Origin of the sequence: Anaerocolumna chitinilytica (assembly GCF_014218355.1) — a bacterium.
In the GTDB taxonomy this organism is placed as follows: domain Bacteria; phylum Bacillota; class Clostridia; order Lachnospirales; family Lachnospiraceae; genus Anaerocolumna; species Anaerocolumna chitinilytica.
In genome coordinates this window covers 4,707,035-4,720,803 of sequence record NZ_AP023368.1, presented here as the reverse complement: position 1 = coordinate 4,720,803, position 13,769 = coordinate 4,707,035, and the positions used below count along the sequence as shown (strand labels likewise).

Genomic DNA, 13,769 nt, shown 5'->3' with positions numbered 1-13,769 from the left:
ACAGGTCTACGTTATGCAGGAGGGGGAAGAATGATGTACCGAGTTATGATCATAGATGACGAGATGTCTGCCCGTAGGCTGCTACAGGTATCCATAGATTGGAAATCACTCGATATGGAATTGGTAGGTGAGGCGGAAAGCGGTATAGAAGCGATTAACATCATTGATGACTTACGGCCAGACATTGTTTTTGTTGATATTTCCATGCCCTTTATGAATGGGATAGAGTTCATTGAGGTGGCAACGAAGCGATATACAGATTTGATGATTATCGTATTGACAGGATTTGATGATTTTGAGTATGCACGCCAGTGTGTTCGTCTGCCGGTAATAGAGTATTTGCTTAAACCCATTGTACGGCAAGAGGTGACTGAGGTGTTAACCAAGATAAAAGAAAAACTTGATAAACACAACTCTCGTACACAGGAGATTGGACATGAAATTACGCCGTCTGATATTGAGAAGATAATGCAGTATTTACGTGATAATTTTACCGACTCTAACATCAACCTTACTTCTGTGGCCCAGAATTTTGGATTTAATCCGAGCTATCTTAGCCGCAAATTTAAGCAGGAAACTGGAAAGAGCTTTGTCGAGTTCCTGATTAAGTGCCGGATGGAACGTGCAATTGTGCTGGCAGGAACAAGCAAGAAGATGTTCTGTACAGCCAATGATGTCGGCATTCCTGACCCGAACTACTTTGGTCGCTGCTTCAAAAAATATACAGGCAGCAGCTATTCGGATTATGTCAGCGCACATACCCAACGGTAAACTTTTTCGTATTACTGTTATTTCATTGATGGTTGGAGGTATAATAAATTAGCAGGTTATTTATAGAACTTTCTTTATGACAGTTTGTACTGTTAAGCACCAGACCATGTTGAATAAGAAGTAAGATGAGAAATTCTGCTTAAGGAGAGTAATAAATTAGCTTAGAATGACTTCTATATCAAAATGAAAATGTTGATATAGGAGTTATTCTTTATTTATAATATATTTAGTATGGGCAGAATGATTGGGGCTTAGTTTCAGTGTCATTGTTTATACATAAGGAACAAACCTTTAGGGGATATCAATATTTACTAACTTTTACATTTAAGTAGGAGGAATTCATAGCATATGCATAAGTTTTTAATTATCTGTATACTTATATTCAGTATGTTCTTCTTAAGTTCATGCTCAATCGGAGGTTCAAGAATAGAAATGCTAAATAAAGATAATGATGAAATAGAAGCTGAAAATGTATTGACGCATGTGATTGATGCTATTAAATATCAAGACAAAGATGCTTTGAAGACAGTTTTTTCAAAGCAAGCTGTAGGTGATGCAGACGATTTTGATGACGGTGTTGATGGTCTATTTAAATTTATCCAAGGAAAAATAAATTCATTCGAAAAAACAAGTGGCCCCACAGTATTTGAATCGAACGATCATGGTCGTAAAAAGAAAGAAGTCAGTTCGTATTATTATGTAAAAACTGATAGCCAAAAATATTTCTTTTTACTAAAAAATTACCCAGTCGACACAGATCACCCAGATAATGTTGGTCTTTATCTACTGTTGGTTGTAAAAGCAGAAGATAAAAATGATATATATGATGGAGACAAGAAGATACTATATGATGGAGACAAAAAGATATCGCATGCAGGTATCTATATACCAATAAAATAGTAAGGATTACCAGTTGACTCTAATAACTGGGTCAAGTTTTTGCCTTTATTAAGTGAGCGACACTACTCATCGTGACCACTCTAGGTTATTCCCTTTCCGAAGGAGAAGGCGTAAATATTAACGAAAGAGCAGAGCTCCTTTCATATCTTTGATTTTTTTCTATAACATTGCGGTGACATATGAAATATTTTAGTGAACTGCTGTGAAAAATTTGATGCTGAATCGAATCCCGTTATTTCAGCTATTTCTCCTATTGTATAATCCATATGTGTTAGATAGTATTTCGCTTCGTCAATCCTATGATTAATAATGTACTGATAGGGTGAATAACCTATTTCCTTCTTAAATTTTTTAATGAAATGATATTTGTTGATATGTGCTAAGTCAGCAAGTTGGTCAATCGTTATTTTACTTTTATAATTATTATATATAAAATCGATTACCGGCTGTATCCAAAGTGGAGTTTCACTTCGCATTAATTCTGATAATAATTGCACTAATAATGACGAGATTTCAACTTCGCCAAAGACGCCTTTTTCTTCAACAATCTTTTTTATTCGATAAAATAATCTGTGAAAGGTGTAGTTCTTTTCTACATTTATAATAACGCCTTTCATGAGATGGACAGCTTCTACAAATTGCTTTGAGGATGCGCCATTAAAATGGATATAATTATATACCCATGGGCCCTTTAGTGTAACATACTCATGATATTCATCACAATCAATTACAAAGCAATCACCTGGTCTAACATGATACAATGTATCTTTATAATAAAGGGTTCCCTCACCTTCTATTGTATAGATTAGCTGAAAGCTTCCAAAATTAGACCTTTTTAAATGATATTCTTCATCGTACATATGTTGTGCGATGGTAATCAAGTAAAATAAGTGTGTCTTTGTTATTAGAGTAGGGCTTAAATTTAGATCAAAGTTCATTCCGATATAACCTTTCATATTACCCCCATGCGATGAGTTTTAACACAAATTAATTAATAAGAGAAAGTTAATATTTCATTTTCATACTATTCCTGTCTCGATTAGATGACAACATATTAAATTATATGCCAATTTTTCATATTTACTGTTTATTCAAATAATAATAAAATATATTTATACCTATGTAGATTTAAGAGTTTATACAGCTTAAAATCCATTCTATTTGTTAATAAGCAAAAAATCAATATATTTATTAAGCATAGGTAGCTTAAGTTAGCTGATAACGAATAAACTCTAAAAATCAATTAATAACATTTAAGGAAATGTGAAACTATGATTAATATATTAAATGGTATATATAAGCTTACATTAGGAGAACCTGAGGTCTTAACCCCCATAAAATTGAGAAGAACATCAGAAAATCTGGAAGCATTTAATCATTTGATAAAGATATCCTCACCTTTTACTGATGAAGATTTTAAGATTTCCGTATCTCAAAGAGGCTGTACAGTTACTCTGCCAATATATGAAGAGGAAAGAATCTATGGATTTGGTTTACAGCTTAAATCATTTATGCAGAATGGGAAAAAAAAGATTATCAGAACAAATGCTGATCCATCATCGGATTCAGGAGATAGCCATGCACCCGTTCCTTTCTATGTATCAACTTTGGGATATGGAATATTAGTTGATACCGCAAGATATGTTTCTTTTTATTGTGGCAGCAGTGCTGCAAAGGAGCAAAAATCAAGAGAGTCTGAACTTGGTCCCAAAGGTACAACAGAAGCATTGTATAAAACAGTACAATCATCTTCATCTATGGTTATTGATATCCCTGTAGCACAAGGCATTGATATCTACATTTTTGCGGGAACAGATATGAAAGATGCAATATGCCGATATAACCTATTCTCCGGCGGAGGATGTTTACCGCCATTAAAAGGGTTAGGAGTTCTATACCGAGGTTATGTTGATGCAGACCAGAATGGAATACTCGATATTTCGAAAGCTTTAAGAGATGACCACATTCCATGTGATATCATTGGCTTAGAACCCGGGTGGCATTCAAAAGCTTATTCATGTTCCTATTTGTGGAATGATAAAAAATTCCCAGTACCTGAAGATATGGTCAAAGCACTTAAAGACAGCAATTTCGATATAAATCTGTGGGAACAAGCTTTTGTTAATCCTTCGGCTCCTTTTTATGATGAGATTAAGGACCATTCTGGCGATTACTTGGTTTGGGAAGGCTTGGTACCTGATTTTTCCATCCTACAAGCACGAGAAGCCTTTGGGAAGCATCATGAAAAACTTGTTGATTTGGGTATTGCCGGTTTTAAGTTAGATGAATGTGACAGCTCTGATTATACCGGTGGTTGGTCTTTTCCAAATTGTACACAATTTCCATCGGGTCTTGACGGAGAGCAAATGCATAATCAAATCGGCATTTTCTTTCAGGATACTCAGTATGAGCTTTACAAGAAGAAAAACAAGAGAACATATAGCCAAGTTCGAGCATCACATGCTTTAGCATCTTCATATCCCTTTGTATTATATAGTGATCTTTATAATCATAGGGACTTTTTCAGAGCATTACTAAATGCAGGCTTTTCTGGTTTACTATGGACACCGGAGGTTAGGCAGACTGACAGTGCAATAGAGTTAATCAGACGAATACAAATAGTTTGCTTATCTGCTCAGGTCTGTATAAATTCATGGATGATTCCAAATCTACCCTGGCGTCAGTTTCACTATGAGGAGAATTTACGGGGAGAGCTTCTACCAGAAAGTGAAAGAATAGCTCTGACTTTAGCTTGTAAAAAAGCACTTGAATTTCGAATGAGTCTGATACCATATTTATATAGTGCCTTTTGGAAATATAAAACAACCGGAACACCGGTTTTTCGTGCCTTGGTAATGGATTATCCAAACGATATATATGCTCAGGAAGTAGAAGATCAGGTTTGGATCGGAGACTCATTGATGGCAGCGCCTATATTTGCAGATGAAGGCAATAAGAGAAATATTTACTTACCGGAAGGTGTTTGGTTTGATTTCGAGACCGGAGCAAGATTGATTGGCGACCAGTGGCTCAATGAAGTTGAAGTACCGATTGACCATATTCCGATATTTGTGAAGGGAAATTCCATAATCCCTATTGCAAATCCTGTCGAGTGGATTAATGAAAATACGCAATTCAATTTAACAATTAATATTTATGGCAGTGATATATCTTCTTTCGCTCTTTATGAAGATGATGGATATTCATTCAACTTTGAAAAAGGTATGTATAATATTACGGAGTTACAGTACAATCATAATCGCTTAAATTTAGATGAAGGATTCATTTCACCAATGAAAAAATATATCATTGATCAAATAATTTTAAAAGGAGAATAAAATTTATCTAGCTCGAAATGGTAAGGAATCACAGGCTATTTTAAGCTATAATGTAATAAAAGTTCCATATCAACTTTTTTATAGGTTGTTATGGAACTTTTTATATCTAATAATTAATAGGTTATAAAAATAGCTATTGTGATAATAGAGATCGTTATGATATATATATTGTAGGGGATATTTATGCTTTAGAAAGCTTTTAGAAAAAATAGTTTTAGAGTTCATATTAGACTGTTTTATCTATATGAGGGGGGGCAATATGAAAAAATTAATTTTGATATGTGCAGTTATCATTTACGTAATAACACTAACTTCTTGTATAAATACTAACGACAAAATAAAACCCGAAAAAACAGAAGAGCTTAATTTTGATATGCAGTTGGCTAAACAAATGATTGAAAAGGGTGATAAAATTATTGTAGATATCACTGCCAAGGATGAAGTTTCGAGGGATGAATATAATAAATTTTTGCGTGATATTACAGATGCATATGATGGATACGAAGATGTAGAATGGAAATATATATTTTTTTATAATAAGGAAATTGATGATAATAAGATAAGTACACTTCATTTGCAAAAAAATGTATTTTATCCCACTATATATCACCAAAATATTGAGTTAGTTTCTGCTATAATCACGAATACCTATTATAAAAACAAATTCTTTAACAATAGTTTATTGACTATAACAGAAGAATATTTAGGAGCAGATAGCAAATTAAAGAATTGGTATCGAAAGTATGTTTATAGAAAAGATGATGATGATAACTGGGTATTCTATGGATTCGGTGGTGAAATGAACCTAGCAGATGATAATTTTAGACCAAACTATCTTGAACTTAAGTAAACATCGTTTATACTCATTTCCACTCAAATAAAGAACTATAATAACACCTTATCATTACAAAATGGTAGGGTGTTTTATAATGCCTATAATTGGTTTCCATACTATGTTTTGATACCTGGCAACCTTAATTTAAGAAGATAAAAATTGTAAAAATGTAAAAGAACCTTGACAAAAATGGATTAATAAGTATATAATAAAAAATGTAAAGGAACCTTGTCATAACTTCAGGAGGTGTTTTTGTGGAAAACAAAGTCGAACAGTTAAGAAAGGAGTACGGATTAAATCAAGAGGATTTTGCAAAGGCAATTCGTGTTTCCAGACAAACGATCAGTTCAATAGAGAATGGAAAATACAATCCATCTTTGGAGCTGGCGTTTATCATAGCAGACTACTTTGAAAAAACAATAGAGGAAATATTTATATTTGAAAGGGGTGTAAAAAAATGAAGAAAAGCAATTTATACACAGGAATTAGCTATCTAATAATTGGTCTTTTATTTGGAATCATTGCAGGGTTTAGTAACACGAAACTTGAGAGTCTGCTCTGGGGGTTAGCCGGTGCAGGAGTTGCCGGAGGGTGTGTAGGATTATGGAAGTATTTCTATTGGTCACACCCCAACAATAAAATCAGATATATGGAACGTATAGAAAACGAAACCATTGAACTACATGATGAACGAAAAGAAAAATTTAGAAATCAATCAGGGAGATATGCTTATATATTGGGTCTAGTCACTATTAGTATATCAATAGTTATTTTTTCAGCCCTAGAATCCTTAGAAATTATACGCTATTCTAAAATTTTGATTTTGTATTTATTCGGATACCTTGTTTTTCAGTATGTAGCAGGAATCATTATATTTAGATATCTCAATAAAAAGTATTAAAATCAGGAGGAGAAACAGTGGAGCTTAGACATGAACTAGAAGGAGATTATAAAGAAACCGAAAACGTTACACGAGAGGCGTTTTGGAATGTATATCGACCTGGATGCAATGAACATCTGGTTCTTCATAATCTTCGAAAATCATCAACGTTTATAAAAGAATTAGATTATGTTGCGGTGGAAAAAGGCAGAGTTATTGGGAATATTATATATTCAAGAATGATGAAAGAAGGAATGATTTGCAACGAAATTATCGCATTTGGACCGATATCAATTCTTCCGGAGTTTCAAGGTCAAGGAATTGGTTCACTTCTAATAACAGAAACCATGAAAAGAGCCAAAGAACTCGGATATAAAGCTGTTCTTATCACGGGTAATCCTGATTATTATAGAAGATTTGGTTTTATTTCTGCATCTAAGTACCATATACATCTTCCAGATAGTTCGTTAGACGAGGAAGCTTCCTTTTTTATGGCGAAAGAACTTGAAGAAGATTATTTAATAAAGCATCCAGGTATCTATAATTTTGATACAGTATTTGATCCCTCTGATATTGAATTGGAAAGGTTTGAAACATTATTTTCATATAAAGAAAAACGTGAGTCTCGTGCAGGAGATTTATAAGTTGTTATCTATTGAAGCACAGTTTGCATGTAATAATAAATAGTAGAAAATTTTAAAAGAGTTTCAAGCATTAATTTTAAGAGCTTGGGGGAGTAAAATTTGATTATAAAGTGGTTTCCACGTTCATGGATTCAAATAAAAGTGCCTGAGTACGTTATTTACATTGACCCATCCTATATGAGTACTTATTTTAAAAAATCGAACAAAAAAGTTATCTTTTCAGAGTTAGAGGATGATGTTTTACCAGAAAAACTGGAAACAGGAAATGTGATTTTAATATCACATATTCATAAAGACCATTGCAAAGAAGTTACTATTAAACGATTAAGTGATAAAAACACAATAATATTAACCCCAAAGAGCTATAAAAAAGAAGCGGATGATAACATAAGAATCATTACTTCAAAAAATGAGTACCAATTTGATAAGATTTCAATTGAAATTGTAAATGCTTATAATACCAGTGAGGGAGCTTCAACTAGGAAAGTACATAAACTTGGAGAGGGTGTAGGCTATATAATTAATGTAGAAAACAAAAGAATTTATTTTTCAGGAGATACAGACCTTATCCCTGATATGAAGAAGATTAGTAATATTGATATCGCTATTGTTCCTATTGGTGGAGTATTTACAATGAATATTAACGAAGCAATAGAAGCAATGCTTTCTATAAAACCGAAGCTGGTAATACCAGTACATCATTTAAAAGAGAACCCTCTAGAATTTAAGATGAAATTAGAACAAATGGGAATTGATGTATTGGTATTGGATATAGGAGAAGAAAAAGAATTATAAAAGAATAGTATTAGAAAATCAACAAGGGAATAGACAGGATAAATGAAAAAGAAAACAAAAACTACAGTGTTTATCAGCTTCTTTATAATATTAGTTCTATTAGCTATGTTATGGAAGGAACTTAATATTTTATTTATACCAAGTGACTACAATAATGTGGATAGTATGGCGGAAGTCATGATGAAAAAAACATCTACACCCGGTGTAGCGATGGTAATCTCAAGGCAAGGAAAATTAGAATATAAATGTTATGGATATGCTGATGTAAAACATAAAAAAAAGATTAACGAAGAATCCCTGTTTGAGATAGGCTCAACAACTAAGGCATTTACGGCATTAGCAATCATTTTATTGGAGGAAGAGGGGTATTTATACGGATCAGATTGTGTGACGGATTACATTTCCTGGTTTACACCTACTTATAATGGTAAACATGAGAAAATAACTATTAACCAGTTATTAGCCCATACCAGCGGTATTCCGCCCTGGAGCATACGGTTAATTCCTGAGGGAACCAAGGCTAACATGCTTGAGAGAACCATACGTAATATCTCAACTATCAATTTGGAATCTTACCCTGGTACCAAACATAATTATGCTACCGTGAATTATGATATTTTAGCCCTTATTATTGAAAAAATTACAGGAGAAAGGTTCCAGGATTTTGTAACAGATAATATACTGCTTCCGTTAGGAATGACAGAAAGCTATTTTTCAACCGGGCACGAAAAGATATCGAATAACCTTCCCAAAGGCTATAAGGCATTCTTAGGAAATAGCGTAGAGTATAGGGCACCTAGATATAACGGTAATATCGCAGCCGGATATTTGGTAACCAATGTGAAAGAGTTAGGGTTTTGGATGAATGCTCAATTGGGGCTTGGTGATATTCCGGTTAAGCTTAAAAGAGCAATTAATAAATCACATGAAGTGGATAAAGAATCCGCAGGATATGAAGAGTTGAATAAATATTATTCTTATGGATGGAACCATGATACCAAGAACGGAGTAATCAGTCATAGTGGAAGTAATCCGAATTATTCTTCACAAGTTATAATGAATTTGGAAAAACAGGAAGGAATATTTGTACTGGCAAATCTGGATTCAAGTGCACCTACACAAATTGCTTATAATACGTATAAAAATATGATGGTAAGCAGATGAGTAAATTTAGTTATAATGATACTTACTTGTTATTGGATATGATATTTTCAGTGTTAAGTACAATAGTATTAGTAAGCTTATGTTTTAAGCTTAAAAACTGCGTCTTGGGAAGAAAGAAGCTTGCTAAGGTTGAAAAGGTGAAAACTGGAACTATGGAAAGAAGTATAATTCTACTTTTCCTAAAAATAATACTATTGATAATTATCATAATCTGGCCATACTTTATGAACTACAGCTATTATGTAATTAAGGTATGGATGTCCAATGCAATACTAGTCTGGGAGGGTCTTACTGTCATTGATTGTATATTATCTATAATTATTGAGCTTAGAACGATAAAGTAGAAGCTTATAATCTGGTGTTTGATTGAATCTTGCCTTGTCAACTATTAAGATTTCCTGGCATAAATCACTTTACTTGGTGGGAAAATATGGACAGAACGTTCGATATATTCTATGTCAAATCCATTATTTGAAAGAATGTTCCGATAAAAGTTAATATGCGCTATATCTAATATGGCTAGTTTACATCCTTTTTTTGCCACTCTAGCAATTTCAAGAAGAGCTTTTTCTCTTTGATCATTATTTTTTAGATTATGAATTGCGAGACTTGAAACAATAATATCAAAATAGCTATCTGTAAATGGTAAATTTCTCATATCTGAGTTTATTACTTCTACTTTTGATTCGGTGCCTTCAATTCGTGCATTTTGCATAGTAGTATTATAATTATTACCGGATTCATCTCTAACACTCCATATATCAACGCCATATACTTTCCCAGTATTAAGCTTTGATGCAACACCATTTAGCAATAAGCCCCGGCCGCAGCCCACATCCAAAGATATTTCATCTCCGGTGATACAGAGCTTTTGAATTATTCGTTCTCTCATTTTGTACTTACCAATCCTACTACTATAAATCATATAAGAACCAATGACTAAACACAGGCAACCAAAATATAAAATCCAGCTCTCACTGGAGAAGTAAATAACCTCCATTAAAGTTAATAGAACTCCGGATGTTATATATCCTATAACTATTGCTGGTGCGTCTAAACCGTACTTTCCTTTCTTCATTCTGCTTCCTCCATTTTTTGACCGATGGTCAACTTTCCTATAATTTAACATATATTTGACCGCTAGTCAAGTGCCTTTTAACGTGATATAATATATAAAAGAATGGTTAAATGGAGAGTCCTATGAATAAAAAAGACATAATTTTAGATGCAATGTTGGAGTTACTGAAAGAAAAATCAACAGTATCCATAAGCGAGATTGCTAATAAAGCAGGAATAGCAAAAGGTGGAATTTACTATTATTATTCATCAAAAGAGGAAATAACTGACTCACTTATTGAGCGTTCTTACGGTGAAATAATTGAAAATTGCAAAAAAAAACTTCATGAGAATGATGTAGATGCCTTATCTAAATTTCGTTTGTTATTTACCACATATTTTAACCAACATGTTACCTCAGAAATTGATACTTATTTACACTTACCTCAAAATGCTGAGCTTCACCAAAAGTCACTTGCTAAAATTCTAACAGAATTATCCCCCATCCTTACAGATATACTGAAACAGGGTATGGAAGAAGGGACTTTTTCTTGTAATTATCCTGAAGTTTATTCAGAAATAATACTTTCAGTATTCACATTTTTATTAGATCCTGGTATATTCCATTGGACTGTAGAGCAAGTTCGTAATAAATTAAAAGGCTTAGCTGATTTATTGGAGCGAGGACTTCTGCTTCCAACAGGAAGTATGTCTATCTTATATGAACAAATAAAATAAAGATATGATAAAAATTTAAAACGTTTATTGCTGATATTAGGGAGGTGCCGCTTATTACGAAAAGCAGGATACTAAAAAATATGAAAGAACTTATGAAAATTTTATTCCTTTATTTTGGAGTAACTATTATTTGGTGCCTGATATTTCATAAAGCAATCATTACATCTACGACTTGGGTTTTTGTTGGTACTCTAATTATCTCAAAAATTATTTTTACAATTTACGATTGCAAAAAAAATAGTAAATAGACTAATACGGCTAATCATGTTATTTATCGCATTTCCGACATCGTAATTTGGTTTAAAGAGTAATCATTATAAAATATGAATAGTGCATAATTATATAAATTACATTTCCTTATAAAATCCTTATATTTATCCTCTATATTTAAAACAGTTTAAATAGGGAGGATATTTTTATGAATTACATATTAGAGACAAAAGAACTTTGTAAAAGTTTTAAGACGCAAAAAGCCAATGATCGGATATCGATTAAGGTAGAAGAAAATACGATTTATGGTCTGCTTGGACCAAATGGGGCAGGCAAATCTACCTTTTTAAAGATGATAACAGGTATGATGGAACCCACTTCTGGTGAAATATTGCTGGATGGAAAAGTGCTTGTAAGAAAAGATCTGGGGAAGATAGGCTCTTTGATTGAAAATGCACCAATCTATGAAAATTTATCTGCAAGAGAGAATCTAAAAGTCAGAACCTTAATTTATGGATTGCCGGATAAGCGAATAAATGAGGTCTTAGAAATAGTAAACCTTACAAATACAGGTAAAAAACGTGCCGGAAGCTTTTCGATGGGGATGAAACAACGCCTAGGGATTGCTATGGCACTCTTAAACAATCCAAAATTTCTGATTTTAGATGAACCAACCAATGGTCTTGACCCCATTGGAATCAATGATTTGAGGGAACTTATCAGAACATTTCCTAGACAAGGCATTACCGTTATCATATCAAGTCATAATTTATCAGAAATCCAGCAAATAGCCGATCACATTGGAATTATCGTGAATGGAAAACTTTTGTATCAAGAAGAACTTTCCCAGTCAGAAAATCTTGAAGCGCTCTTTATGGAGATTGTGAGAAAGGAAGGCTCTTTCAATGATTAATTACTTAAAAGCAGAAATTCTGAAACAAAAACACAGTTTTAATAACACAATAATATGGCTTATACCAATAGTAAATATTATTATAGCCTTGGTTTTAATGGGAACAAAATATATTCAGACAGCATCCTATAATTGGTGGTATATGATTTTTCTGCCTTTTACAGTTACCTATATTTCAGCATCCATAATCAAGAAAGATAAGAAAAATAATTTTCATGGGATGTTAGGACTTGTACAAGATAAAAAGCATTTGTGGTATGCAAAGATTGGCATGGCTACATTATATTTATTTCTTACCTGTTTTATTTTTTCAAGTTTTACGATATTATGCGGTTTCCTTTTTAATAAGCAAATTCCTGATATCAATAACGTATTTGCAAGTATTACTTTGTGCATTACTTTCGCCTGGCAAATCCCATTCTTTATGTTCATAACTCTTCATATGAATATGTTTATCTCTGTAATTCTAAGTATTGTTAGTAATTTATTGTTTGCGAGCATATGTGCTGTAGGGAAGTTTTGGTGGATACCTTTTTCAATTCCGGCTAGAATTATGTGCCCCATTATAAAGGTTTTACCAAATGGGTTACTTTTGCCATCGGGGAGTATTTTAAACCGCAGCAATGTTATATTTCCTGGTATTGCAATAACTGTTGTTTTATATCTTATAGGTTCTCTGTTTACAGCAAATATCTTCAAACATCAGGAGGTATAGTGTGAAAATTGAGTATGCACTAAAGCGCATTATATGGAGGTATTATGAAAAATTTAATGAATAGCGTTAAAGCAGGTAGCTATAAAATACTGCATTCCAAGCTATTGTTCCTATATATTACTGTACCTGTAATCGGTATATTTGTTTTCTGTGCTTATTATTCCTATTCACCTTGGAATGAGGCAGATAAAGTGTTAGTTTTTATTCAGGCAATTGCTATGGCATTTCCTCTTATAATCTCTATTGCAACAACAATGTTGTATGACCAGGAATTAAAAGCGGGTAATTTTCAGAATATGTTATCTGTTCCGTACCAAAAGCTTGTTTCACATTTGGGTAACTTAATAACACTGCTGCTATTTGGATTATTTGCAAGTGCATTTACCATACTAGGGTTTGGCATAATTTTTAGAATAATGGGTTTTTCATTATTTTCAGTTTTGGTTTATTTTAAATTATCACTCGTAATGTTTCTATCCAATGTCACCTTGTATATATTACAATACATGATATGTTTTACCTTTGGTAATGGTATATCACTTAGCACCGGTATCATTGGAACATTGTTAAGTCCGCTTTTATACTTAGGGTTAGGTGATATTATCTGGAGATATATACCCTGGGGATATGCTATTAGAATCGCAACTTATTATTTAAAACAATATACAGACAGGAATTTATATGACACTATTGCTCATGATATGAAAGCTGGTACTTTGACGGTTAGCATTATTACAATAGTTTTAATCAGTATCTTTGTGCTTTGGGGTAATCGTTGGCAAGGGATAAATACCAAATATGAATAATGGA

At 32.9% G+C, this 13,769-nt stretch carries 15 protein-coding genes; 13 read left to right on the top strand and 2 right to left on the bottom strand.

Annotation, left to right across the window (positions count from 1 at the left end; all coding sequences use genetic code 11):
• The first annotated feature begins 30 nt into the window (after positions 1-30).
• The gene (locus bsdcttw_RS20590; protein WP_225903721.1) at positions 31-771 is read left to right on the top strand and encodes a response regulator transcription factor; all 741 of its coding nucleotides are present in this window, start codon (positions 31-33) and stop codon (positions 769-771) included.
• 348 nt (positions 772-1,119) lie between these two features.
• Positions 1,120-1,671, top strand: a complete 552-nt coding sequence (locus tag bsdcttw_RS20585; protein WP_185256672.1) for a DUF5104 domain-containing protein — start codon at positions 1,120-1,122, stop codon at positions 1,669-1,671.
• 140 nt (positions 1,672-1,811) lie between these two features.
• On the opposite strand, the gene bsdcttw_RS20580 is transcribed toward bsdcttw_RS20585, so the two are convergent.
• Entirely contained in the window at positions 1,812-2,627 is an 816-nt protein-coding gene (locus bsdcttw_RS20580) for a helix-turn-helix domain-containing protein (protein WP_185256671.1), read from the bottom strand.
• A gap of 315 nt (positions 2,628-2,942) precedes the next feature.
• On the opposite strand from bsdcttw_RS20580, the gene bsdcttw_RS20575 reads away from it, so the two are divergent.
• The 7 genes from bsdcttw_RS20575 to bsdcttw_RS20545 all read left to right on the top strand — a co-directional run bounded on the left by bsdcttw_RS20575 (position 2,943) and on the right by bsdcttw_RS20545 (position 9,327).
• Entirely contained in the window at positions 2,943-5,009 is a 2,067-nt protein-coding gene (locus bsdcttw_RS20575; protein WP_207726443.1) for a TIM-barrel domain-containing protein, read from the top strand.
• Positions 5,010-5,268: 259 nt separating this feature from the next.
• Positions 5,269-5,859: a hypothetical protein gene (locus bsdcttw_RS20570; protein ID WP_185256669.1), complete on the top strand. Its 591-nt coding sequence runs from the start codon at positions 5,269-5,271 to the stop codon at positions 5,857-5,859.
• Positions 5,860-6,098: 239 nt separating this feature from the next.
• Positions 6,099-6,305 carry a helix-turn-helix transcriptional regulator gene (locus bsdcttw_RS20565; protein ID WP_185256668.1) on the top strand — a complete coding sequence of 69 codons (207 nt, stop codon included), beginning with the start codon at positions 6,099-6,101 and terminating at the stop codon, positions 6,303-6,305.
• A complete protein-coding gene (locus bsdcttw_RS20560) occupies positions 6,302-6,745 on the top strand; it encodes a hypothetical protein (RefSeq protein WP_185256667.1) in 444 nt (147 codons plus the stop codon). The genes bsdcttw_RS20565 and bsdcttw_RS20560 overlap by 4 nt, the downstream gene beginning before the upstream one ends.
• Positions 6,746-6,762: 17 nt before the next feature.
• The gene (locus bsdcttw_RS20555; RefSeq protein WP_185256666.1) at positions 6,763-7,368 is read left to right on the top strand and encodes a GNAT family N-acetyltransferase; all 606 of its coding nucleotides are present in this window, start codon (positions 6,763-6,765) and stop codon (positions 7,366-7,368) included.
• Positions 7,369-7,467: 99 nt separating this feature from the next.
• Entirely contained in the window at positions 7,468-8,163 is a 696-nt protein-coding gene (locus bsdcttw_RS20550; protein ID WP_185256665.1) for an MBL fold metallo-hydrolase, read from the top strand.
• Between the two features lie 42 nt (positions 8,164-8,205).
• Positions 8,206-9,327, top strand: a complete 1,122-nt coding sequence (locus bsdcttw_RS20545; protein WP_185256664.1) for a serine hydrolase domain-containing protein — start codon at positions 8,206-8,208, stop codon at positions 9,325-9,327.
• Positions 9,328-9,715: 388 nt separating this feature from the next.
• Here bsdcttw_RS20545 and bsdcttw_RS20535 read toward each other — a convergent pair whose 3' ends face one another.
• Entirely contained in the window at positions 9,716-10,405 is a 690-nt protein-coding gene (locus tag bsdcttw_RS20535) for a class I SAM-dependent methyltransferase (RefSeq protein ID WP_185256662.1), read from the bottom strand.
• A gap of 122 nt (positions 10,406-10,527) precedes the next feature.
• Between bsdcttw_RS20535 and bsdcttw_RS20530 the strand changes: the two genes are divergently transcribed.
• From bsdcttw_RS20530 to bsdcttw_RS20515, 4 genes are all read left to right on the top strand, one after another.
• Positions 10,528-11,121: a TetR/AcrR family transcriptional regulator gene (locus bsdcttw_RS20530; RefSeq protein WP_185256661.1), complete on the top strand. Its 594-nt coding sequence runs from the start codon at positions 10,528-10,530 to the stop codon at positions 11,119-11,121.
• Between the two features lie 418 nt (positions 11,122-11,539).
• The gene (locus bsdcttw_RS20525; protein ID WP_185256660.1) at positions 11,540-12,244 is read left to right on the top strand and encodes a lantibiotic protection ABC transporter ATP-binding protein; all 705 of its coding nucleotides are present in this window, start codon (positions 11,540-11,542) and stop codon (positions 12,242-12,244) included.
• Entirely contained in the window at positions 12,237-12,959 is a 723-nt protein-coding gene (locus bsdcttw_RS20520) for a lantibiotic immunity ABC transporter MutE/EpiE family permease subunit (RefSeq protein ID WP_185256659.1), read from the top strand. Before bsdcttw_RS20525 ends, bsdcttw_RS20520 begins: the two co-directional genes overlap by 8 nt.
• 44 nt (positions 12,960-13,003) lie before the next feature.
• Positions 13,004-13,765, top strand: a complete 762-nt coding sequence (locus bsdcttw_RS20515; RefSeq protein ID WP_185256658.1) for a lantibiotic immunity ABC transporter MutG family permease subunit — start codon at positions 13,004-13,006, stop codon at positions 13,763-13,765.
• The last annotated feature ends 4 nt before the right edge of the window (positions 13,766-13,769 follow it).

Excerpts from the sequence above, each read along its gene's own strand:
- bsdcttw_RS20590 (WP_225903721.1), top strand. The coding sequence starts at position 31 with ATGATGTACCGAGTTATGATCATAGATGACGAGATGTCTGCCCGTAGG.
- bsdcttw_RS20585 (WP_185256672.1), top strand. The coding sequence starts at position 1,120 with ATGCATAAGTTTTTAATTATCTGTATACTTATATTCAGTATGTTCTTC.
- bsdcttw_RS20580 (WP_185256671.1), bottom strand. The coding sequence starts at position 2,627 with ATGAAAGGTTATATCGGAATGAACTTTGATCTAAATTTAAGCCCTACT.
- bsdcttw_RS20575 (WP_207726443.1), top strand. The coding sequence starts at position 2,943 with ATGATTAATATATTAAATGGTATATATAAGCTTACATTAGGAGAACCT.
- bsdcttw_RS20570 (WP_185256669.1), top strand. The coding sequence starts at position 5,269 with ATGAAAAAATTAATTTTGATATGTGCAGTTATCATTTACGTAATAACA.
- bsdcttw_RS20560 (WP_185256667.1), top strand. The coding sequence starts at position 6,302 with ATGAAGAAAAGCAATTTATACACAGGAATTAGCTATCTAATAATTGGT.
- bsdcttw_RS20545 (WP_185256664.1), top strand. The coding sequence starts at position 8,206 with ATGAAAAAGAAAACAAAAACTACAGTGTTTATCAGCTTCTTTATAATA.
- bsdcttw_RS20535 (WP_185256662.1), bottom strand. The coding sequence starts at position 10,405 with ATGAAGAAAGGAAAGTACGGTTTAGACGCACCAGCAATAGTTATAGGA.
- bsdcttw_RS20530 (WP_185256661.1), top strand. The coding sequence starts at position 10,528 with ATGAATAAAAAAGACATAATTTTAGATGCAATGTTGGAGTTACTGAAA.
- bsdcttw_RS20525 (WP_185256660.1), top strand. The coding sequence starts at position 11,540 with ATGAATTACATATTAGAGACAAAAGAACTTTGTAAAAGTTTTAAGACG.
- bsdcttw_RS20520 (WP_185256659.1), top strand. The coding sequence starts at position 12,237 with ATGATTAATTACTTAAAAGCAGAAATTCTGAAACAAAAACACAGTTTT.
- bsdcttw_RS20515 (WP_185256658.1), top strand. The coding sequence starts at position 13,004 with ATGAAAAATTTAATGAATAGCGTTAAAGCAGGTAGCTATAAAATACTG.